We start from the raw sequence: 21907 nt of genomic DNA, 5'->3' as shown, positions 1-21907 counted from the left end.
CCGTGGGCTGCTGCATCACGGCGCGGAGGCTAGCCCGTCACCCTGCTGACCCGCCAGTCAATAAGCCGGCCACGGCCCGGACTCGGACCCGGGTTCCGATCCCGCCCCCGGTCCGGCCCCGACCGCGTCAGGCGGAGTCGTTCAGCAGCCGGGCCAGATGCTCACGCCCGCGCCCCAGCAGCCCCGCCAGCGGCTCGGCGTCGGCGTACCACCGCTTCTCGTACTCCCAGCACAGCCAGCCCTCCCAGCCGTGCCGGGACAGCACCTCCACGCACTCGGCGAGCGGCAGCACCCCGGCGCCCAGCGTCAGCGGGGCGGTGTCCTGGGCCGACGCGATGTCCTTGACCTGCACATATCCGAGATACGGGGAGAGGGCGGCGTAGGTCTCCTGCGGCTGCTCGCCGCCCAGCCAGGTGTGCATCACGTCCCACAGCGCGCCGACCTGCCGGTGCCCGACCGGGCCGAGGATCCGGATGGCGTCCGCGCCCGTGCGGTGCGAGTCGTGGGTCTCCAGCAGGACGCGTACGCCGTGGTCGGCGGCGTACTCGGCGGCGGTGCCGAGCCGCCGGGCGGCGACCGCGTCGGCGTCGGTCTGGCCGACGTCCGCGCCCGGGAAGACCCGGACGTAGGGCGCGCCGAGGTCCCGGGCGAGGTCGATCAGCGTCCGGACCTCCTCCACGACGGCCGCGTCGTCCCCGGGCGCCGCGACCTGCGCGTATCCGGCGATCCCGAGCACCTCCACCCCGGCGGCCCCGAACGCGTCGGCCGTGGCGGCCCGTTCGTCCGGCCCGAGCCCGGGATGCACCGGCTCCTCCGGATGGGCGCGCAGCTCGACCCCGTGGTAGCCGTGCGCGGACGCGAGCGCCAGTACCTCCGGTACGGGCAGCCCGGGAACACCGAGAGTGGAGAACGCGAGCTTCATGCTTCGGACCCTACTCGCCACGGGTCCGACCGCCAGTCCTGCCGGGCCGGGCCCCGCCGTCACGCCCACGCGAGAAGCACCCGGCGCCCTCCCGCACGCCACGGGTGACGACGACGCCGACCTCGTGGCCGACCGCGGGCTCCGCGCCGACCGTAGGCGACCCGGCCGCCCGCCACGCACCCACGGGCCCGCCCGCCGTCCGTCACCCCGCTCAGGACGTCACCCCGCTCAGGACGTCACCCCGCTCAGGACGTCCCCGCGTGCACGGCGTCAGCCCCGCGGCACGCCCGAGGAACCCCGCACCATCAACTCGCCCCGCACCACCGCGATCCCGCCGGGCGGCGGCTCCTCCCGGCCCATCGCTATGCGGCCGGCCCGGGCCCCCGCCTCGGCGAGCGGCAGCCGTACCGTCGTCAGCGAGGGCACCGCGTCGATGCTGAACGGCAGGTCGTCGAAGCCGGCCACCGACACGTCCTCCGGGATGCGCAGCCCGGACTCCCGCAGCGCCGCGCAGGCGCCCAGCGCGACGGAGTCGTTGGCGGCGACGACCGCCGTCAGGGACGGGTCCCGGCGCAGCAGTTCCAGGGTGGCCTCGTGGCCGGCCCGCCGGTCGTAGCGTCCGTGCACGGTCCAGCGCGGGTCCTCCTCGATGCCGGCCGCGGCCAGCGCCGCGCGGTGGCCCTCCAGCCGGTGCCGGGTGGTGGTCCGCTCCTCGGGGCCGGCGATGTAGCCGAGCCGCCGGTGTCCGAGCCCGATGAGGTGCTCGGTCAGTTCGCGGCCGCCGCCCCGGTTGTCGAAGGTCAGCGCGATCGCCCGGGTGTCGGGTGCCGGCGGCCGCCCGCACAGCACGACCCGGGTCCCCGCCTCGCCCAGCTTGCGCAGTTTCGCCGCGACGGCGGCCGCGTGCGGTTCGTTCTCCACGGCCCCGCCGGTCAGCACCACGGCCGCCGCCCGCTGCCGCTGGAGCAGGGTCAGATAGGTCAGTTCGCGCTCCGGGTCGCCGCCCGTGTTGCAGACCACGGCCAGCCGTTCCCCGCCCGCGCGTCCGCCGGGCCCGCCGATCTCGGACTGGATGGCGCTCGCCATGATCCCGAAGAAGGGGTCGGCGATGTCGTTCACCAGGATGCCCACCAGATCGGACGTCGCGGCCGCCAGCGCGCTCGCCGGGCCGTTCAGCACGTAGTCCAGTTCGTCCACCGCTCGCAGCACCCGCTCGCGGGTGGTGGCGGCGACGGGGTAGTTCCCGTTCAGCACGCGCGACACCGTCGCGGGCGAGACCTGCGCGCGGGCAGCCACGTCCGCCAGGGTCACCGTCATCTCGTCTTCCTCCGGTCGCGCATCTCGTCGTACGTCGTCGTAGTCGTCGTACATCCACGTAGACAGGCCGGCCGTAGCCACGGTTCCGTGCGTGTCGAGCAGACCTTAAGGCCACAACCCCCCGTTGTTCGCCCCCTCGAACAACTCGGGATGGACACGGTCTTGTCCGGACCGCTGGTCAGAGGCTAGCTTCTTCTTGGATAGAAAGCGCTTGCTGTAACGCTGATCAGGAAGAGGCGTACGCGGCGCGCACAACCGCGTACAACGCCTACGAAGGGATCCGACGTGACCCGCAAGACGGTGCGTATCGCCATGAACGGTGTAACCGGCCGCATGGGCTACCGCCAGCACCTCGTCCGCTCCATCCTCGCCCTGCGCGAACAGGGCGGCCTGGACCTCGGCGACGGCACCGTGCTGTGGCCGGAACCGATCCTCGTCGGCCGCCGCGAGCACGCGCTGCGGGCCATGGCCGAGCGGCACGGTCTGGAGCACATCTCCACGGACGTCGACGCCGTCCTCGCCGACCCCACCGTCGACATCTACTTCGACGCCCAGGTGACCTCCGCCCGCGAGGAGGCGATCCGCAAGGCGATCGCCGCCGGCAAGCACATCTACACCGAGAAGCCCACCGCCACCGGCCTCGACGGCGCCCTGGAACTGGCCCGGCTGGCCGCCGCCGCCGGCATCAAGCACGGTGTCGTCCAGGACAAGCTGTTCCTCCCCGGCCTGCTCAAGCTGAAGCGCCTGATCGACGGCGGCTTCTTCGGCCGGATCCTGTCCGTCCGCGGCGAGTTCGGCTACTGGGTCTTCGAGGGCGACTGGCAGACCGCCCAGCGGCCCTCCTGGAACTACCGCGCGGAGGACGGCGGCGGCATCGTCGTCGACATGTTCCCGCACTGGGAGTACGTGCTGCACGAGCTGTTCGGCCGGGTGAAGACCGTCCAGGCCCTCACCGCCACCCACATCCCCCAGCGCTGGGACGAGAACGACAAGCCCTACGACGCCACGGCCGACGACGCCGCGTACGGCGTCTTCGAGCTGGAGGGCGGCGCGATCGCCCAGATCAACTCCTCCTGGACCGTGCGCGTCAACCGCGACGAACTGGTGGAGTTCCAGGTCGACGGCACCGAGGGCTCGGCCGTCGCCGGCCTGCGCAACTGCCGCGTCCAGCACCGCAGCGCCACCCCCAAGCCGGTCTGGAACCCGGACATCCCCGCCACCGAGGTCTTCCGCGACCAGTGGCAGGAGGTCCCCGACAACGGCGAGTTCGACAACGGCTTCAAGGCCCAGTGGGAGCTCTTCCTCAGGCACGTCTACGCCGACGCCCCCTACCACTGGGACCTCCTCGCCGGCGCCCGTGGCGTCCAGCTCGCCGAGCTGGGCCTGAAGTCCTCGGCCGAGGGCCGCCGCCTCGACGTCCCGGAGATCGCGCTGTGACCGTCCGACTGCCCGACGCCACCGGCGCCCTGAGGTCCTACGAGCCCCGCGCCGAACCTCTCGCCATCACCCCCGGCACCCCCTTCACCTCCCGTACGGTCTACTCGGCGGCGCACGTGGTCGCCGACCCGTTCGCCGACGGGTCGCCCGACGCGCCCGCCGCCGTCGACTGGGACGCCACCCTCGCCTTCCGCCGCCACCTGTGGTCGCACGGGCTCGGCGTCGCCGAGGCCATGGACACCGCCCAGCGCGGCATGGGCCTGGACTGGGCGGGCGCGGCCGAGCTGATCCGCCGGTCGGCCGCGGAGGCGCGTGCCGTGGGCGGCCGTATCGCCTGCGGCGTCGGCACCGACCAGCTGACCGGTCCCGCGACCCTCGCCGAGGTCCGCGCGGCCTACGAGGAGCAGCTCGCCCTCGTCGAGGCCTCCGGCGCCCGCTCCATCCTGATGGCGTCCCGCGCCCTGGCGGCGGCCGCGTCGGGACCCGAGGACTACCTCGACGTCTACGGTCACCTCCTGCGCCAGTCCTCGGAGCCGGTGATCCTGCACTGGCTCGGCCCGATGTTCGACCCGGCGCTGGAGGGTTACTGGGGCTCGTCCGACCTGGACGCGGCGACGGACACCTTCCTGGAGGTCATCGCCGCCCACCCCGACAAGGTGGAAGGCATCAAGGTCTCGCTGCTGGACGCCGGGCGGGAGATCGACATCCGCCGCAGGCTGCCGCAGGGCGTCCGCTGCTACACCGGCGACGACTTCAACTACCCCGAGCTGATCGCGGGCGACGAGAAGGGTTTCAGCCACGCCCTGCTCGGCATCTTCGACCCGCTGGGCCCGCTGGCGGCGGAGGCGGTCCGGGTCCTCGACACGGGGAACACGGCCGGGTTCCGCGAACTCCTCGACCCCACCGTCGAGCTGTCCCGTCACCTGTTCCAGGCCCCCACCCGCTTCTACAAGACGGGTGTGGTCTTCCTGGCCTGGCTGGCCGGCCACCAGTCGCACTTCACGATGGTCGGCGGCCTCCAGTCGGCCCGCTCCCTCCCGCACTTCGCCCGCGCCTACGAACTCGCCGACGGTCTGGGCCTGTTCCCCGACCCCAAGCTGGCCGAGGACCGTATGAAGACCCTCCTCGCCCTGTACGGAGTGACCCAGTGACCGGCTCCCTCTCCCGCTTCTCCATCAACCAGATGACGGTGAAGCAGCTCGCCATGCCGGAACTGGTCGACGCCTGCCTGGAGTTGGGTGTCCCCGGGGTGGGCCTGTGGCGCGAGCCGGTCCGGACGTACGGCCTGGAGGCGACGGCCAAGCTGATCCGGGACGCGGGCCTGACGGTCACGACCCTGTGCCGGGGCGGCTTCTTCACGGCGATCGACGCGGCCGAACGCGCCAAGGCCCTGGACGACAACCGCCGGGCCGTCGAGGAGGCGGCGACCCTCGGCACCGAGGTCCTGGTCCTGGTCTCGGGCGGCCTCCCGACGGGCTCCAAGGACCTGCACGGGGCGCGGGAGCGGATCGCCGACGCCCTTGCCGAACTGGGCCCCTACGCCGAACAGCACGGCGTCCGCCTGGCCATCGAGCCGCTGCACCCGATGTACGCCTCCGACCGCTGTGTGGTCTCCACCCTCACCCAGGCCCTGGACCTCGCGGAACGCTTCCCGGCCCACCAGGTCGGCGTCACGGTCGACACGTATCACATCTGGTGGGACGACCGGGCTCCCGCGCAGATCGCCCGCGCGGGCGCCTCGGGCCGTATCCACACCTTCCAGCTGGCCGACTGGACGACCCCCCTCCCCGAGGGCGTCCTCAACGGCCGCGGCCAGATCGGCGACGGCGCGATCGACATGCGCGAGTGGCAGGGGTACGTGGAGGCGGCCGGCTACACCGGCGCCATCGAGGTCGAACTGTTCAACGACGCCCTGTGGGCGCGGGACGGCCGCGAGGTCCTCGCCGAGACGGCGGAACGGTTCGTCGCGCACACGGCATAGCGGTCCACGACGGCCGGAGACTCCATGGTCTCCGGCCGGGGGAACACCCCTCCGCCCGCGGTGGGCGCGGGCGGACGGTGGCGTCGGCGCGGGACGGCTAGAAGCGGTCCATCAGCCAGGTGCACAGCTCCTCGGTCGGCAGGGTGTGCGGTGTCGTGGTGGACGAGCAGCGGAACTCGTCCAGACCGCTGCGGGCCGGGTCCAGGCCGTCGACCCTGGCGTACAGGTCCTCCTGCCGCTCGAAGTCCAGGATGTCGACCGCGCTGACCGACGGGACGAAGCACACGTGCGGGTGCCGCAGGTCCGCCTCGCCGCCGGCCTGGACCATCGAGTCCGCGAGGATCTCGTACGTCGCGAGCGTGCCGCCGGGCGCGCCGTCCAGCTCCGGGAAGCCGCTGGTCGGGACGGTCCGCTCGGTCGGCGGGAACTTCCGGTACAGGTACGCGGCCGTCACGTCGTCACCCTGCGCCTGGGTGTAGAAGGTGGTGCCGGGGTAGCGGACGTCGAGCCGCAGGGCGACCTCGCCGGGCCCGACGTCGGGCAGCCCGATCCCGTCGCCGCGGCCGTTGGCGACGCCCAGCTTGCGCGGGATCCGCGGCCACTGTCCGACCCGGTCCAGCTCGTTGAGCAGGGCGATGCGCTCGGGGGCCACGTCGATCTTCTGGGTCTTCTTGTCGTAGTGCCGCCACAGCATCTGCCGCGCGGCCTGACTGTTCATCTGCTGCTCGAAGGGATGGGGCTTGAGGTCCAGGCCGTACGGGAGCAGGTACGCGAACGCCTGGACTCCCACGGGGATGGAGGCGCCGCGGTGGGGGGTGTCGAACGAGAAGTACACGGCTGTCTGGTGCTCGTCCTCGTGGAAGTCGGTCTCCATCCTGGCGAGCGTGTAGCGGGTGATGAGGCCGCCCATGCTGAAGCCGCCGACCACCAGCCGTTCGTCGCCCGAGCGGCGGGCGATGGCCTCGCGGATGGTTCCCTCGACCGCCCTCGAGTTGGTCAGAATGGAGTCGGTGCGGTTGTCGAAGCCGAGCAGGATCACGTCCTTGCCGCGCCGCCGCAGTTCGCTGATGAAGGGGTAGTCCTCGCCCTCGAGGAACTCGTAGAGCTCCTTGAGATTGCTCTTTCCGTGGTTGAACCCGTCGGCGATGATCACCGGCTGGGTGAGCGTGCTGTTCTCCGCACCGTAGAAGACCCAGGTGAATCCCTTGTCGACGGTCCACTCCTCGTCGAAGTCCGGTACCTCGACCGGGTGGGAGGGCCGGGCGAGCGGGTCGCCGATGGTGAACGGCGTGACGGGGGGCTCGGTCTTTTCGGACATGGTCGCGCTCCTCGTGGGAGGGGGAGAGGGGGACGACAACATCATGTGGCATATTTCGGGCATATTGCCTGTCGGAAAATCTTCCGGACATCGTGCAACCCTTCCCGGCCCCGCGGTGTCGTACATGGCGTCGGGACTTCTGGAGGGGGATCTGGGGGGATCGCGGGGGTTTCGACAGTTGGAGGGGGCAAGCCGAGGGGCCCGGTCGACGGACCGGGCCCCTCGAAGCATTCCGAAGCGCTTCAGCGCTCCGGACGGTTCTTTCGGTTCGGCGTGCGAGTCATACGGCAATCGGGTGAAGCGCCGCGCCGGCGGCGGCTTCGCCGCCGGGTCAGCGCTCCCTGGCCCCCCGAGCCGTCCGCCCGGCGGTCACGCCGCCGCTCAGAAGAACACCCCGCACCGCAGCAGCACATTCGCGTACGGCCGTGCCTCGCCCGTGCGGACCACCAGCCGTGCCTCCGCGGACAGCTCCTTGAGCCGCTCGTGCGGGACATGGACGAGTTCGCTGAAGTGGCCCGCCAGGAGGCGCGCCGCCGGCGGGTTCGCCTCCCGTACCTCGGTGGCCGCCGTGGCGCCCTCCACGACCAGCTCCTCCAGCAGACCCTCCACCACCTCCGCGAACGACGGCACCCCCGCCCGGAAGGCGAGATCGACCACCCGCGGCCCGTCGGGTATCGGCATCCCGGCGTCGCACACCAGCACCCCGTCCCCATGGCCCAGCTCCGCCAGCGCGCCCGAGAGATGACGGTTGAGGATTCCGGCCTTCTTCACAGGGCGTCGACCTCCGCCGCCGTCGGGAACGACTCCTGCGCCCCGCGCCGGGTCACCGCCACCGCGCCCACCCGCGCCGCGTACGCCGCCGCCTCGGCGAGCGACGCGCCCGCGCCCAGCTTCCAGGCGAGCGCCGCCGTGAAGGAGTCGCCCGCGCCCGTCGTGTCCACGGCGTCCACCCTCACGGACGCGATCCGCGCGACGCCCTCGGCGGACGCCACCAGCGCGCCGTCCGAACCCAGCGTCACGACCACCGACTTCGGCCCCTTCGCGAGCAGCAGCCGCGCCCAGTCCACGGGCTCGTCGCCCGCGCCCGCCGCCTCACCGAGGATCACCTTCGCCTCGTGCTCGTTGACGATCAGCGGATCGCAGGCGGCGAGGACCTCGGCGGGCAGCGGGCGCGGCGGGGAGGGGTTCAGCACGAAGCGGCTGCCCGGCGCCAGGCTCCGCACCACCTCCACGACCGTCTCCAGCGGGATCTCCAGCTGCGCGGACACCACCCGGGAAATCCGGAAGAGGTTGGCGGCCGCGCGGACGTCCCGCGGGGTCAGCCGTCCGTTCGCGCCCGGCGACACCACGATGCTGTTGTCCCCCGACGGATCCACCGTGATCAGCGCGACCCCGGTCGGCGCACCGCCCACCAGCACACCGCCGGTGTCCACCCCGGCCGCCCGCAGCGAGTCGAGCAGCAGCCGGCCGTGACCGTCGTCGCCGACCCGGGCCAGCAGGGCCGTACGGGCCCCGAGCCGGGCCGCCGCGACGGCCTGGTTGGCGCCCTTGCCGCCGGGGTGGACGGCCAGGTCGGAACCGAGCACCGTCTCACCCGCGGCCGGCCTGCGCTCGACGTCGATCACCAGGTCGGCGTTGGCCGACCCTACGACCAGGAGGTCGTAGTCGTACATGGAAGAACTCCCCTGATACGTGACGTGGGGCGGGCGGTCCCCCTCCGGGGTGACCGCCCGCCCGTTCGCCGATGTCAGCCGCTGAACCCGGACACGTTCTCCTTCGTGACCACCTTCACCGGCACCTTCACCGTCTCCTCGACCTTCTCGCCCCGCAGCGCCTTCAGCGCGTTGTCCACGGCGATCTTCCCCAGCTGCGAGGGCTGCTGCGCCACGGACGCGTACAGCGTCCCCCGCTCAACGGCCGTGAGACCGTCCGGAGTTCCGTCGAAGCCCACCACCTGGACCGACTTCCCGGCCTTCGCGCCGAGCGCCTTGATCGCGCCGAGCGCCATCTCGTCGTTGGCGGCGATGACGCCCTGGACGTCCGGGTGGGCCTGGAGCAGGTTCGACATCACGTCGAGGCCCTTGGTGCGGTCGAAGTCGGCCGGCTGCTCGGCCAGCACCTGGATGCCGGGGTAGGCCTTCAGACCCTGGGCGAAGCCCGCCGCCCGCTCCCGGGCCGCGGAGGTGCCCGCCTGGCCCTGGAGGATCACGATCTTGCCGGTGCCGCCCAGCTTCTCGGCGACCGTCTTCGCGGCCAGCTCGCCGCCGGCCACGTTGTCGGAGGCGACCAGCGCGTCCACGGTGGCCTTGTTGACGCCCCGGTCGACCGCGATCACCGGGATCTCCGCCTTGCCCGCGGCCTTCACCGAGTTGCTCGCCGCGTCCGAGTCCACCGGGTTGACGATGATCGAGTCGACACCGGAACTGGTGAAGTTCTGCAACTGGTTGGCCTGCTGCGAGGCGTCGTTCTGCGCGTCGGTGACCGTCAGGTCCACGCCCAGCTTCTTCGCCTCGGCCTTGGCGCCCGACTGGATCTGCACGAAGAACGGGTTGTTGAGGGTGGACAGCGCCAGCCCGACCTTCGGGTTCGCCGTGGCCGACGAGCCGTTGTGCAGGAAGGAGGTCGCGCCGACGACCGCCACGGTGACCACGGCCGCCAGACCGTACGTCGCCGCCTGCTTCCCCCTGCCGCCGCCGGACCCGGCACCGGCCGCCTCGGGAGCGGCACCCGCCTTGCGGCGCACGGTGTCGAGGAGCACCGCCAGCGCGATGACGACACCGATGACGACCTGCTGCCAGAACGCCGAGACGTTCAGCAGGTTGAGGCCGTTGCGCAGCACCGCCAGGATCAGCGCGCCGATCAGGGTGCCCGAGGCCTTGCCCGTGCCACCCGCGAGGGAGGCGCCGCCGATGACGACCGCGGCGATCGCGTCCAGTTCGTAGCCGTCGGCGGCCTGCGGCTGCGCGGAGGACAGCCGGGAGGCGAGCACGATGCCCGCGACGGCCGCGAACACCCCGGACAGCGCGTAGATCGCGAGCTTCTGCTTCCGCACCCGCAGACCGGAGAGGCGGGCCGCCTCCTCGTTGCCGCCGATGGCGTACATCGAACGGCCGATGTATGTCCGGGCGAGCACGAACGCGGCGACGAGCCCCATGACGACCATGACCAGTACCGGCACCGGCAGCCAGCCGCCGAGCGTGTCACCGAGGTGCGAGACGGAGTCGGGGAAGGCGATCGGGGAGCCCTCGGAGATCACCAGCGACAGACCGCGGGCCACCGACAGCATCGCGAGCGTGGCGATGAACGGCGGCAGCTTGCCGTACGCGACGAGGAAACCGTTCACCAGGCCGGCCGCGACACCGGTGGCCACCGCGAGCACCACCGCGACGACGACCGGCACCCCGTGCTGGGTCGCGCTCCACGCCAGCACGGTGGCCGACAGTGCCGCCACCGAACCGACCGACAGGTCGATGCCCGCCGAGACGATCACGAAGGTCACGCCGAAGGCGAGGATGGCGGTCACGGCCGCCTGGACACCCACGTTGAGCAGGTTGTCCGTGGTCAGGAAGTCACCCGACAGTGCCGACATGGCGACGACGAGGACGATCAGCGCGGTGAGCGCGCCGTTGTCGAGGAGCAGTCGGCGGACCGCCGCGGCGCCGCCACCGGCGCCCGTCGTGCTCTTGAGCGTGTCAGCGGCCACGGGGGGCCTCCTGTTCGGTCTCGGTGGAAGGAGTGCTCACGGCGAGGGACATGACCGCGTCCTGCGTGGCCCGGTCGGCGGACAGCTCCCCGGCGATCCGTCCCTGCGCCATCACCAGCACCCGGTCGCTCATGCCGAGCACCTCGGGCAGATCGCTGGAGATCATCAGGACGGCGGCCCCGGCGGCGGTCAGCTCGTTGATCAGCTGGTAGATCTCGACCTTGGCGCCGACGTCGATCCCGCGCGTGGGCTCGTCGAGGATCAGCACCCTGGTGTCGGCGAGCAGCCACTTGCCGATGACGACCTTCTGCTGGTTGCCGCCGGACAGGGTGCGCACCTGCTGGTGGAGGCCGGCCATCCGCACACCGAGCTGCCCGGCGATCCGGGCGGCCGCCTCGCGCTGGCCCCCGAGGTCGACGAGCCCGCCGCGGGTGGCGGCCCGCATGGTCACCAGGCCGAGGTTCTCCTCGACCGACTGGCCGAGCACCAGGCCCTGGCCCTTGCGGTCCTCGGGCACCAGGCCGATCCCGGCCGCCATCGCCGCGTTCACGTCGTGCCGGGGCAGCTTCGCGCCCTCGACCCGCACCGTGCCCCGGTCGTAGGGGTCCGCCCCGAAGACGGCCCGTACGACCTCGGTACGACCGGCGCCGACCAGCCCGGCGATGCCGACGACCTCACCGGCGTGCACCTCGAAGCCGACGTCGTGGAAGACACCGTCCCGGGTCAGCCCCTCGACGGACAGCAGGGCGGCGCCCCGGTCGGCGCGCTCGCGCGGGTACTGCTGCTCGATGGAACGGCCCACCATGAGCCGTACCAGCTCGTCCTCGGAGGTGGACGCGGGCACCTGGCCGACGGACTTTCCGTCGCGGATCACGGTGACCCGGTCGCCCAGGGCGGCGATCTCCTCCAGGTGATGGGTGATGAACACGATGCCGACGCCGTCCTCGCGCAGCCTGCGCACGATGACGAAGAGCTTCTCGACCTCCTCGGAGGTGAGCACGGCGGTCGGCTCGTCCATGATCAGCACGCGCGCGTCCAGGCTCAGCGCCTTGGCGATCTCGACCATCTGGAGGCGGGCGATGCCGAGTTCACGCACCCGCGCGCGGGGCGAGACGTTCACCCCGACCCGCTCCAGCAGGGCGGCGGCGTCCGCGTCCATCCTCTTGCGGTCGATCATCCCGAAGCGGCGCGGCTGGCGCCCCAGGAAGATGTTCTCGGCGACCGTCAGATCGGGGACCAGGTTGAACTCCTGGTAGATGGTGGCGATCCCGAGGCGCTCGGCGTCCTGCGCGCCGTGGATGCGCACCTCCTCGCCGCCGGCCAGGATCCGCCCGGCGTCGGGGCGGTGGGCGCCGGAGAGCATCTTGATGAGGGTGCTCTTGCCCGCGCCGTTCTCACCGAGCAGCACATGCACCTCGCCCCGGCGCAGATCGAAGTCGACGCCGTCGAGCGCGACCACACCGGGGAAGGTCTTGCGTATGCCTTCGATGCGCAGCAACTCGTCCGCGTTGCTCACGACTGGCTCCTGTTCGTTGCGGGGGACGGCTCCGAGGCGGCCGGTTGCTCCGGGGGAGCGCTCTCGCCGCACGACCGGCGCACGACGAGACGGGCGGGGAGGGTGACGGACTGCGGGGGCCGTCCCTCGATGCGGTCGACGAGCGCGCGGACGGCGGCGCGGCCCAGCTCGCCGGTCGGCTGGGCGATCGCCGTGATCGGCGGATCGGTGTGCACGAACCAGGGGATGTCGTCGAACGCGGCGAGCGCGATGTCGTCCGGAACGCGCAGCCCGCGCGCGCGGATCGCGTCCAGGGCGCCCAGGGCCATCAGGTTGTCGGCCGCGAACACGGCCTCGGGCGGCTCGGGCAGGTCGAGGAAGCCCTCGGTGACCCGCCGTCCGCTCTCCGCCTGGAAGTCGCCCTGGCCGATATGGGCGTCGGGGAGGGGGAGCCCGTACTCGGCCAGGGCGGCCCGGAAGGCCTCGACGCGCTCGCTGCCGGTGGTGGTGGCGGCCGGGCCCGCGATGATGGCGAGCCGCCGGTGCCCTAGCCCGTACAGATGCGCCACCAGGTCGCGTACGGCGGCCTGGCCGTCCGCCCGGACCACCGGCACGTCGACGCCCGGGATCCACCGGTCGACGAACACCATCGGGGTCCCCCCGCGCGCGGCGTCCAGCATCAGCGGCGAGGCGCCGTCGGTGGGGGAGACGAGGAGGCCGTCGATCCGGCGGTCCAGCAGGGTCCGTACGTGGTGGTCCTGGAGGTCGGGCCGCTCGTCGGCGTTGCCGATGATCACGCTGTACCCGAGAGCACGGGCCGCCTCCTCCACGGAGCGGGCCAGCTCGGTGAAGTAAGGGTTCATCACGTCGCTGATGACCAGGCCGAGGGTGCGGGTCTGGTCGGTGCGCAGGGACCGGGCGACGGCGTTCGGGCGATAGCCCAGCGCCTCGACGGCGGCCAGCACGCGCGTGCGTGCGTCCTCGCTGACCGACGGATGGTCGTTCAGGACGCGCGACACCGTGGCGACGGAGACCCCCGCCTCGGCGGCCACGTCCTTGATGCTCGCCATCGCCGCTCCACCTCCTTGTGGACTCGGTTCCTCCACGCCGTGGAATCGATTACATCGACGTGTAGGAAGGATTGGAATCGATTACACGGAGGTTAATCAAGACTCCGGCATGGCTGAAACCGATTCGTGATGAACCTCGGGGGCGATCTAGGCTGCCCCCTGTCCGGGGCGGGTGACATGCCCGCGCCAATGAACAGGGGAGACAGATATGCGCGCAGGCCGGATACTCGGAGCGGCCATGGGGGCGGCCGCCCTGGTCGGGACCTCGTTCGTGGCCGCCACCCCCGCCGCGGCGGCGAGCTGCACGGCGAAGGCCCTCGAGACCGTGATCATTCGATCCACGACGAGCACCGGCGGTACGGCCCTCGCCCAGATCAACAAGGGTTCGAGCGCGTCGGCGTCCTGTGCCGACTACTACGGCACCTCCTCGTACGAGAAGTGCGGCATCGTCAGCAAGCGCTGGGTGAAGGTCACCAGGAGCGGCGTCACCGGCTATGTGGTCGGCACCTGCGTGATTCTCGACCAGGTCTGACCGGGGCTCCCGGCACCGACGGGGCGGGCCGCCCTGTCGGTGCCGGGCGGTACCGTCGGATCATGACCGATCAGGCGGGGGCCTCCCCGGCGGGAGAGCGGCGACCGGCCACTGTGGAAGGCGTGCTGGAACGCATCACGTACGCGAACGAGGAGAACGGCTACACGGTCGCCCGGGTCGACACCGGCCGAGGCGCCGGCGACCTCCTCACGGTCGTGGGCGCGCTCCTCGGCGCCCAGGTCGGCGAGTCGCTGCGCATGGAGGGCCGCTGGGGCTCCCACCCGCAGTACGGCAAGCAGTTCACCGTGGAGAACTACACGACCGTGCTGCCCGCCACGGTCCAGGGCATCCGCCGCTACCTGGGATCCGGCCTGGTCAAGGGCATCGGCCCGGTCTTCGCCGACCGCATCACCCAGCACTTCGGCGTGGACACCCTGAAGATCATCGAGGAGGAGCCGAAGCGCCTCGTCGAGGTGCCCGGCCTCGGCCCGAAGCGCACGAAGAAGATCGCCGACGCCTGGGAGGAACAGAAGGCGATCAAGGAGGTCATGCTTTTCCTCCAGACCGTCGAGGTGTCCACCTCCATCGCCGTCCGCATCTACAAGAAGTACGGCGACGCCTCCATCTCCGTCGTGAAGAACCAGCCCTACCGGCTGGCCGCCGACGTCTGGGGCATCGGCTTCCTCACCGCCGACAAGATCGCCCAGTCGGTCGGCATCCCGCACGACAGCCCGGAGCGCGTCAAGGCGGGCCTTCAGTACGCCCTGTCCCAGTCCGCCGACCAGGGCCACTGCTACCTCCCCGAGGAGCGCCTGATCGCCGACGCGGTCAAACTCCTCCAGGTCGACACCGGCCTGGTCATCGAGTGCCTCGCCGAACTGGCCGAGCCGGACGAGGACTCCGGTGAGCCCGGTGTCGTACGGGAGAAGGTGCCCGGGGAGCACGGCGAGCAGGTCACCGCGATCTACCTCGTCCCCTTCCACCGCGCCGAACTCTCCCTCTCCGCCCAGGTGCTGCGCCTGCTGCGCACCGAGGAGGACCGGATGCCGGCCTTCCGTGACGTGGCCTGGGACAAGGCGCTCGGCTGGCTGAAGCGGCGCACCGGCACCGACCTCGCCCCCGAGCAGGAGGCCGCCGTCCGGCTGGCGCTGACCGAGAAGGTCGCCGTGCTCACCGGCGGCCCCGGCTGCGGCAAGTCCTTCACCGTGCGCTCGATCGTGGAGCTGGCCCGCGCCAGGAAGGCCAAGGTCGTCCTGGCCGCGCCCACCGGCCGCGCCGCCAAACGCCTGGCCGAGCTGACCGGTGCCGAGGCCTCCACCGTCCACCGCCTGCTGGAGCTGAAGCCCGGCGGTGACGCGGCCTACGACCGGGACCGCCCGCTGGACGCCGACCTGGTGGTGGTCGACGAGGCGTCGATGCTGGACCTGCTGCTCGCCAACAAGCTGGTGAAGGCCGTGCCGCCCGGCGCGCACCTGCTCTTCGTCGGGGACGTCGACCAGCTCCCCAGCGTCGGCGCGGGCGAGGTGCTGCGCGACCTCCTCGCGGAGGGCGGTCCCGTTCCCGCCGTGCGTCTCACGCGCGTGTTCCGCCAGGCCCAGCAGTCCGGCGTGGTGACGAACGCGCACCGGATCAACGCCGGGCAGCATCCGGTCACCGACGGCATGAAGGACTTCTTCCTCTTCGTCGAGGACGACACGGAGGAGGCCGGCCGGCTCACCGTCGACGTGGCGGCCCGTCGTGTTCCGGCCAGGTTCGGCCTCGACCCCCGGCGGGACATCCAGGTGCTCGCCCCCATGCACCGCGGGCCGGCCGGCGCCGGCACCCTCAACGGGCTGCTCCAGCAGGCCATCACACCCGGCCGCCCCGACCTGCCCGAGAAGCGGTTCGGCGGCCGGGTCTTCCGGGTCGGCGACAAGGTCACCCAGATTCGCAACAACTACGAGAAGGGCGAGAACGGCGTCTTCAACGGCACCGTGGGCGTGGTCACTTCGCTCGATCCGGTCGACCAGCGCCTCACCGTGCTGACGGACGAGGACGAGGAAGTGCCGTACGAGTTCGACGAACTGGACGAACTCGCCCATGCCTACGCGGTGACCATCCACCGTTCACAGGGGAGTGAATATCCCGCGGTGGTGATCCCCGTCACCACGGGAGCATGGATGATGCTTCAGCGGAACCTTCTGTATACGGCCGTCACCCGTGCCAAGCGGCTGGTCGTCCTCGTGGGTTCGCGCAAGGCGATCGGTCAGGCGGTGCGCACGGTCTCGGCGGGCCGCCGCTGCACGGCCCTGGACTTCCGGCTGGCGGGCCGCTGACCGCACCGGTCCGGCGGGTTCCCCGGGCCCGTCGCAAAAAATGATCGATCAAATGAGTCATGAAGGTCACAGAGCACTTCCCCAACCGTGACGAAGGCGGCAGGATGAGAAAGTTGGCGGCACTCAGTGCCGCCGATAAGCCCAATGGTCGACCCCGAGTGCACTCTCGTGCGCCAAATGGGGGATGGTAGAGACAGTCAGGGCAACCTCGAAGAAGAGGCACAACGTCGGTGAGGGATGACGTGAGCGAGCACACCAACAACGCTGTAGTACTGCGGTTCGGCGACGGCGAGTACACCTACCCGGTGATCGACAGCACCGTCGGCGACAAGGGCTTCGACATCGGGAAGCTCCGCGCCCAGACCGGTCTGGTGACCCTGGACAGCGGCTACGGCAACACCGCCGCCTATAAATCCGCCATCACCTACCTCGACGGCGAACAGGGCATTCTCCGGTACCGCGGCTACCCGATCGAGCAGCTCGCCGAGCGGTCGACCTTCCTCGAGGTCGCCTACCTGCTCATCAACGGCGAACTGCCGACCGTGGACGAGCTGTCCGTCTTCAAGAGCGACATCACCCAGCACACGCTGCTGCACGAGGACGTCAAGAACTTCTACCGGGGCTTCCCGCGTGACGCCCACCCGATGGCCATGCTGTCGTCGGTCGTCTCCGCGCTGTCCACGTTCTACCAGGACAGCCACAACCCGTTCGACGAGAAGCAGCGCAACCTCTCGACGATCCGGCTGCTCGCCAAGCTCCCGACGATCGCGGCGTACGCCTACAAGAAGTCGATCGGCCACCCGTTCGTCTACCCGCGCAACGACCTCGGCTACGTCGAGAACTTCCTGCGCATGACGTTCTCGGTGCCGGCGCAGGAGTACGAGCTCGACCCGGTCGTCGTCTCCGCGCTCGACAAGCTGCTGATCCTGCACGCGGACCACGAGCAGAACTGTTCGACGTCCACGGTCCGCCTGGTCGGCTCGTCCCAGGCGAACATGTTCGCGTCGATCTCGGCCGGCATCTCCGCCCTGTGGGGCCCGCTGCACGGCGGCGCCAACCAGTCCGTGCTGGAGATGCTCGAGGGCATCCAGGCCAACGGCGGCGATGTCGACTCCTTCATCCGCAAGGTGAAGAACAAGGAGGACGGCGTCCGCCTGATGGGCTTCGGCCACCGGGTGTACAAGTCCTTCGACCCGCGCGCCAAGATCATCAAGGCCGCGGCGCACGACGTGCTGTCCGCCCTCGGCAAGTCCGACGAGCTGCTGGACATCGCACTGAAGCTGGAGGAGCACGCGCTCTCCGACGACTACTTCGTCTCGCGCAACCTCTACCCGAACGTCGACTTCTACACCGGCCTGATCTACCGGGCCATGGGCTTCCCGACCGAGATGTTCACGGTCCTCTTCGCCCTCGGCCGGCTGCCGGGCTGGATCGCCCAGTGGCACGAGATGATCAAGGAGCCGGGCTCCCGCATCGGCCGCCCGCGCCAGATCTACACGGGCGTGGTCGAGCGCGACTTCGTGCCGGTCGAGGAGCGCTGACACCTGACGGTGAGGGGGTGCCGACCGACCGGTGCCCCGTCTCCGCCAGCCCCCAGTCACAGCCCTGTCCGGGCGGATCGATCCTCCGGACAGGGCTGTCTCATGTGCGCAGGAGAGGGCTTCCCGGAAGGTTCCTGAGCGCGCTTCTCGAGCGCTTCGTGAGCGGGGGCAAACGGAAGGCGCCCTGACGCCAGTCCCCCCACGGGCCGACGACCAGGGCGCCTTCCCATGTCCCGGTGCGGATTCCCCCCACGGGATCCGGCCGGGCGTTCATGAAGACAGCGCCTGAATTCGCTGTGTCGATATGCGGTTGTCGAGCGATTGTTGTGCGCGCGGTTGAGCACAACGAGCAGAACCCGCCGTACTACCGCTGTGTGCGATCTGCCGGGACAACGCACGCTGGGAGGGCCGCTCAAAGCTTCCCGGTGTACGTGCCCCGGCAACGCATCTCTGAGGAAGTCCCCCAAGACATCCCCAGATGCCGGTCTGCGCCCCCCAAGACGCGTTCCGACATCGTCAACTTAGACCTTCGAACCCCTTCGGTGGTTACGTTCACATCACTGTGATCTGTGTCTCTTGCATATGTCCGTTAGATGCGCAAGAGCCCGGATACGGCGATCGAGGCCCCAGCGTAAGGATGATGCGCGAGCCTTGTGAAGAGCTTATGTGAGGCTCGCGCAGGACTCCAGGGGGTCTGACTTAAAGGTCCGGTCTGGCCCGGAGTCTCAGCGGAAGGCCCGCAGCCGCAGGCTGTTGGTCACGACGAACACCGACGAGAAGGCCATCGCCGCTCCCGCGATCATCGGGTTGAGCAGCCCGGCCGCGGCCAGCGGCAGCGCGGCCACGTTGTATCCGAACGCCCAGACGAGGTTGCCCTTGATGGTCGCCAGCGTCCGCCGGGACAGCCGGATGGCGTCCGCGGCCACCCGCAGATCCCCCCGTACCAGCGTCAGATCGCTCGCCTCGATCGCCGCGTCCGTCCCGGTGCCCATCGCGAGCCCCAGATCCGCGGCGGCCAGCGCGGCCGCGTCGTTCACGCCGTCGCCGACCATGGCGACCACCCGGCCTTCGCCCTGGAGCCGCCGCACCACGTCGACCTTGTCCTCCGGCAGCACCTCGGCGACCACCTCGTCGATCCCGACGGCGCGCGCCACCGCCTCCGCGACCGCCCGGTTGTCCCCGGTCAGCAGCACCGGCGTGAGCCCCAGCGCGCGCAGCTCCCGTACGGCCTCGGCGCTGGTCCCCTTGACCGCGTCGGCGACCGCGAGCACACCGCGCGCCCGGCCGTCCCAGCCGACGACGACGGCCGTACGACCGTCCCGCTCCGCCTGCTCCTTGGCGCGGGCCAGTTCCTCAGGGAGCGCGCCGGTGTGGTCCGCGAGCCGTCCCACGGCCACCTCGCGGCCCTCCACGCGGCCGCGTACGCCCCGTCCGGGCACGTTCTCGAAGTGCTCGGCCGCCGGCAGTCGCCCGACCCGCTCCTCGGCGCCCGCGGCCACCGCCCGGGCCACCGGGTGCTCGGAGGCGTGCTCCAGGGCGCCCGCGAGCCGCAGCAGCTCCCGCTCGTCGGTGCCCTCGGCGGCGTACACGTCCTGGAGGGTCATCCGGCCGGTGGTGACGGTTCCGGTCTTGTCCAGGACGACCGTGTCGACCCGGCGGGTGGACTCCAGGACCTCGGGGCCCTTGATGAGGATGCCGAGCTGGGCGCCGCGGCCGGTGCCGACCATGAGGGCGGTCGGCGTGGCCAGCCCCAGGGCGCACGGGCAGGCGATGATCAGGACCGCGACGGCCGCGGTGAACGCGGCGACGGTGTCCCCGGTCGCGCCCAGCCAGCCGCCGAAGGTGGCGGCCGCGATCAGCAGCACCACCGGGACGAAGATCCCGGCGATCCGGTCGGCCAGCCGCTGCACCTGCGCCTTGCCGTTCTGCGCGTCCTCCACGAGCCGCGCCATCCGGGCGAGCCGGGTGTCGGCGCCGATCCGGGTCGCCTCGACGACGAGCCGCCCGCCGGCGTTCACGGTCGCGCCGGTGACGGTGTCGCCGGGGCCGACGTCCACCGGCACGGACTCACCGGTGAGCATCGACGCGTCCACGGCCGACACGCCCTCGACGACCGTCCCGTCGGTGGCGACCTTCTCCCCGGGCCGTACGACGAACCGGTCCCCGACCGCCAGCCGGTCGACGGGGATCCGCACCTCGCCCCCGTCCCGCAGGACCGCGACGTCCTTCGCGCCCAGCTCCATCAGCGCCCGCAGGGCGGCCCCGGCGCGCCGCTTGGAGCGGGCCTCCAGATAGCGGCCGAGCAGGATGAAGGCGGTGACCCCCGCGGCGACCTCCAGATAGATCGTGGAGGCGCCGTCGGCGCGCGAGACGGTCAGCTCGAAGGGGTGCCGCATACCGGGCATGCCCGCGTCGCCGAAGAACAGCGCCCACAGCGACCAGCCGAGCGCGGCCAGGGTGCCGACGGAGACCAGGGTGTCCATGGTGGCGGCGCCGTGCCGCAGGTTCGTCCACGCGGCCCGGTGCAGCGGGCCGCCGCCCCACACGACGACGGGCGCGGCGAGCGTCAGCGAGAGCCACTGCCAGTTGTCGAACTGGAGGGAGGGGATCATCGCGAGCAGGACGACGGGCGCGGCGAGCAGGACGGAGACCAGGAGCCGGTGGCGCAGGTCCGCCAGTTCGGGGTCCCGGGGGGCTTCGGTGTCCTGTGCTGCGGGTTCGGGCGCGGGTTCCTCGGCCGTGTACCCGGTCTTCTCCACGGTGGCGATCAGGTCGGCGACCTCGATGCCGGCGGGGTAGCTGACCCGCGCCTTCTCGGTGGCGTAGTTGACCGTGGCGGTGACGCCGTCCATGCGGTTGAGCTTCTTCTCGACGCGGGCCGCGCAGGAGGCGCAGGTCATCCCGCCGATGAGCAGCTCCACCTCGGCGGCGGGCGTCGGTATCGGGGTCTCGGCGGCGGTCGCGGTACTGGTCATGCGTACTCCAGGAAACGGACCGGGCCGCACGGAACCAGTATCAGCTGGTCGGTACGGCCCGGTGGATGCCTCGGATGGGGAAGCGGCTGCCTCAGGCCCGGCCGACCAGCTCGAAGCCGGCCTCGTCGACGGCGGCGCGTACGGCCGTCTCGTCCAGCTCGGCGGTGGAGACGACGGTGACCTCACCGGTGGCGGCCACGGCCTTGACCGAGCTGACGCCGGGCAGCTCGGAGATCTCGCCGGAGATCGCGCCCTCGCAGTGGCCGCAGCTCATGCCGCTCACCTTGTAGACGGCGGTGACGGATCCCGGGGTGTCGGTTGGAGCGGTCATGTCGTTCTCCTCGTGGAGGCAGGTGGGGCCGACGGGGCCCGCGAGGGGCTCCCGCTCTGCCAACACTATACCCCTAGGGGGTATTCCCGGCGGGGAGGCCGGTGCGTCGTCCGCCGAGCCGGTCGCCCACCAGCGGCTCCAGGTAGCGGATCAGTACGTCCTTCACTTCCCGGACGTACGCGTCGCGTGCGGCGCCCTCGTGTCCCAGGACCAGTTCGAGGCCCGCCTTGTAGATGCCGAGGCACATCTGCGCGGTGCGGTTCAGCTCGGCGGGGGGTGCTTCGGGCAGGAACGAGGAGAGCAGGTCCTCTATGCGGGAGAGCAGGGTCGCGTGGAGCGCGTCGTGCTCCTCGGCCATGCGGCCCGGGATGTCGGGGCCGTGCATGAGGGCGAAGAACACCGGATGGTCGCAGTTGAAGGCGATGAACCGGTCGATCGCCGAGCCGACCGCCTCCTCCAGCGGTGTCGCGGGGTCGACGGGGGCGAGCGCCTCGCCGTACGTCTCGCGCATCTCGTGCATCAGCCGGTCGCCCAGCTCGATCGCGATCGCTTCCTTGTTCGGGAAGAACTGATAGAGCGTGCCCGGCGAGACGCCGGCCTCGCGGGCGATGGCGTTGGTGCTGGCGGCGGTGTAGCCGGTGGAGCAGAAGACGCTGGCCGCGGCTTCGAGCAGCTGGGCGATGCGGCGCTCACCGCGCGCCTGGCGGCGGCGTGGCGCCTGCTCCTTCGCGATCGGCTCGTTCGCGGCCCGTTCCTGCACGGTCTGATCCTTCTCCGGGACGCCCTGAATGTCCTGCTTGTCGGACGTGTCGGCCACGCGTTATCCCCAGCTCTCCATCCGTGATTGACAAACGCGAGCAGTCGCTCGCATTCTGATCCCAGGAACACGAGCGATGTCTCGTGTTTCCCAGTTTACGGTTCTCACGACTGTTTTCCATGGACTGCTTCCATGGTGAAGGGGACACCGCAC

General features: G+C 71.2%; 17 protein-coding genes. 6 read left to right on the top strand and 11 right to left on the bottom strand.

Annotated features, from left to right (window positions below; translation table 11 throughout):
• Positions 1-127 precede the first annotated feature (127 nt).
• Entirely contained in the window at positions 128-922 is a 795-nt protein-coding gene (locus IE275_RS08525) for a sugar phosphate isomerase/epimerase family protein (RefSeq protein WP_189709343.1), read from the bottom strand.
• A gap of 270 nt (positions 923-1192) precedes the next feature.
• Positions 1193-2239 (bottom strand): LacI family DNA-binding transcriptional regulator, encoded by a 1047-nt coding sequence (locus IE275_RS08520; RefSeq protein ID WP_189709340.1) that lies wholly within the window; start codon positions 2237-2239, stop codon positions 1193-1195.
• A gap of 285 nt (positions 2240-2524) precedes the next feature.
• Here IE275_RS08520 and IE275_RS08515 point away from each other — a divergent pair, with 285 nt between their 5' ends.
• Genes IE275_RS08515 through IE275_RS08505 form a run of 3 tightly spaced genes read left to right on the top strand, consistent with a single transcriptional unit; the run spans position 2525 to position 5657 of the window.
• Entirely contained in the window at positions 2525-3676 is a 1152-nt protein-coding gene (locus tag IE275_RS08515) for a Gfo/Idh/MocA family protein (RefSeq protein WP_189709338.1), read from the top strand.
• A complete protein-coding gene (locus tag IE275_RS08510) occupies positions 3673-4827 on the top strand; it encodes a dihydrodipicolinate synthase family protein (protein ID WP_189709336.1) in 1155 nt (384 codons plus the stop codon). Before IE275_RS08515 ends, IE275_RS08510 begins: the two co-directional genes overlap by 4 nt.
• A 32-nt stretch (positions 4828-4859) precedes the next feature.
• Positions 4860-5657 (top strand): sugar phosphate isomerase/epimerase family protein, encoded by a 798-nt coding sequence (locus IE275_RS08505; RefSeq protein ID WP_189709858.1) that lies wholly within the window; start codon positions 4860-4862, stop codon positions 5655-5657.
• Positions 5658-5754: 97 nt separating this feature from the next.
• Here the strand turns inward: IE275_RS08505 and IE275_RS08500 are convergent, their stop codons facing one another.
• The 6 genes from IE275_RS08500 to IE275_RS08475 form a co-directional block, all read right to left on the bottom strand.
• On the bottom strand, positions 5755-6975 hold the full coding sequence (locus IE275_RS08500; RefSeq protein WP_189709334.1) for an esterase/lipase family protein: 1221 nt from the start codon (positions 6973-6975) through the stop codon (positions 5755-5757).
• A 381-nt stretch (positions 6976-7356) separates the two neighbouring features.
• The gene (rbsD, locus tag IE275_RS08495; protein WP_189709332.1) at positions 7357-7746 is read right to left on the bottom strand and encodes a D-ribose pyranase; all 390 of its coding nucleotides are present in this window, start codon (positions 7744-7746) and stop codon (positions 7357-7359) included.
• Positions 7743-8648 carry a ribokinase gene (gene rbsK, locus IE275_RS08490; RefSeq protein WP_189709330.1) on the bottom strand — a complete coding sequence of 302 codons (906 nt, stop codon included), beginning with the start codon at positions 8646-8648 and terminating at the stop codon, positions 7743-7745. The genes rbsD and rbsK overlap by 4 nt, the downstream gene beginning before the upstream one ends.
• 74 nt (positions 8649-8722) lie before the next feature.
• Entirely contained in the window at positions 8723-10678 is a 1956-nt protein-coding gene (locus tag IE275_RS08485) for an ABC transporter permease/substrate-binding protein (protein WP_189709328.1), read from the bottom strand.
• On the bottom strand, positions 10668-12194 hold the full coding sequence (locus IE275_RS08480) for a sugar ABC transporter ATP-binding protein (RefSeq protein WP_189709326.1): 1527 nt from the start codon (positions 12192-12194) through the stop codon (positions 10668-10670). Before IE275_RS08480 ends, IE275_RS08485 begins: the two co-directional genes overlap by 11 nt.
• Positions 12191-13243 carry a LacI family DNA-binding transcriptional regulator gene (locus IE275_RS08475; RefSeq protein ID WP_189709324.1) on the bottom strand — a complete coding sequence of 351 codons (1053 nt, stop codon included), beginning with the start codon at positions 13241-13243 and terminating at the stop codon, positions 12191-12193. Before IE275_RS08475 ends, IE275_RS08480 begins: the two co-directional genes overlap by 4 nt.
• 208 nt (positions 13244-13451) lie before the next feature.
• Between IE275_RS08475 and IE275_RS08470 the strand changes: the two genes are divergently transcribed.
• The 3 genes from IE275_RS08470 (at position 13452) to IE275_RS08460 (ending at position 17631) form a co-directional block, all read left to right on the top strand.
• The gene (locus tag IE275_RS08470; protein ID WP_189709322.1) at positions 13452-13775 is read left to right on the top strand and encodes a hypothetical protein; all 324 of its coding nucleotides are present in this window, start codon (positions 13452-13454) and stop codon (positions 13773-13775) included.
• Positions 13776-13837: 62 nt separating this feature from the next.
• Positions 13838-16090: an SF1B family DNA helicase RecD2 gene (gene recD2, locus IE275_RS08465; protein WP_189709320.1), complete on the top strand. Its 2253-nt coding sequence runs from the start codon at positions 13838-13840 to the stop codon at positions 16088-16090.
• 242 nt (positions 16091-16332) lie between these two features.
• A complete protein-coding gene (locus IE275_RS08460) occupies positions 16333-17631 on the top strand; it encodes a citrate synthase (RefSeq protein ID WP_020131734.1) in 1299 nt (432 codons plus the stop codon).
• Between the two features lie 725 nt (positions 17632-18356).
• Here the strand turns inward: IE275_RS08460 and IE275_RS08455 are convergent.
• From IE275_RS08455 to IE275_RS08445, 3 genes are all read right to left on the bottom strand, one after another.
• Positions 18357-20606 carry a heavy metal translocating P-type ATPase gene (locus IE275_RS08455; RefSeq protein ID WP_189709318.1) on the bottom strand — a complete coding sequence of 750 codons (2250 nt, stop codon included), beginning with the start codon at positions 20604-20606 and terminating at the stop codon, positions 18357-18359.
• Positions 20607-20697: 91 nt separating this feature from the next.
• Positions 20698-20937 (bottom strand): heavy-metal-associated domain-containing protein, encoded by a 240-nt coding sequence (locus IE275_RS08450; RefSeq protein ID WP_189709316.1) that lies wholly within the window; start codon positions 20935-20937, stop codon positions 20698-20700.
• 73 nt (positions 20938-21010) lie between these two features.
• Positions 21011-21697, bottom strand: coding sequence for a TetR family transcriptional regulator (locus tag IE275_RS08445; RefSeq protein ID WP_189709856.1), 687 nt, complete (start codon positions 21695-21697; stop codon positions 21011-21013).
• Positions 21698-21907: the final 210 nt, after the last annotated feature.

The organism is Streptomyces phaeofaciens, assembly GCF_014648915.1.
Classification (GTDB): Bacteria; Actinomycetota; Actinomycetes; order Streptomycetales; family Streptomycetaceae; genus Streptomyces; species Streptomyces phaeofaciens.
This window is presented reverse-complemented; position numbering and strand designations above follow the sequence as displayed.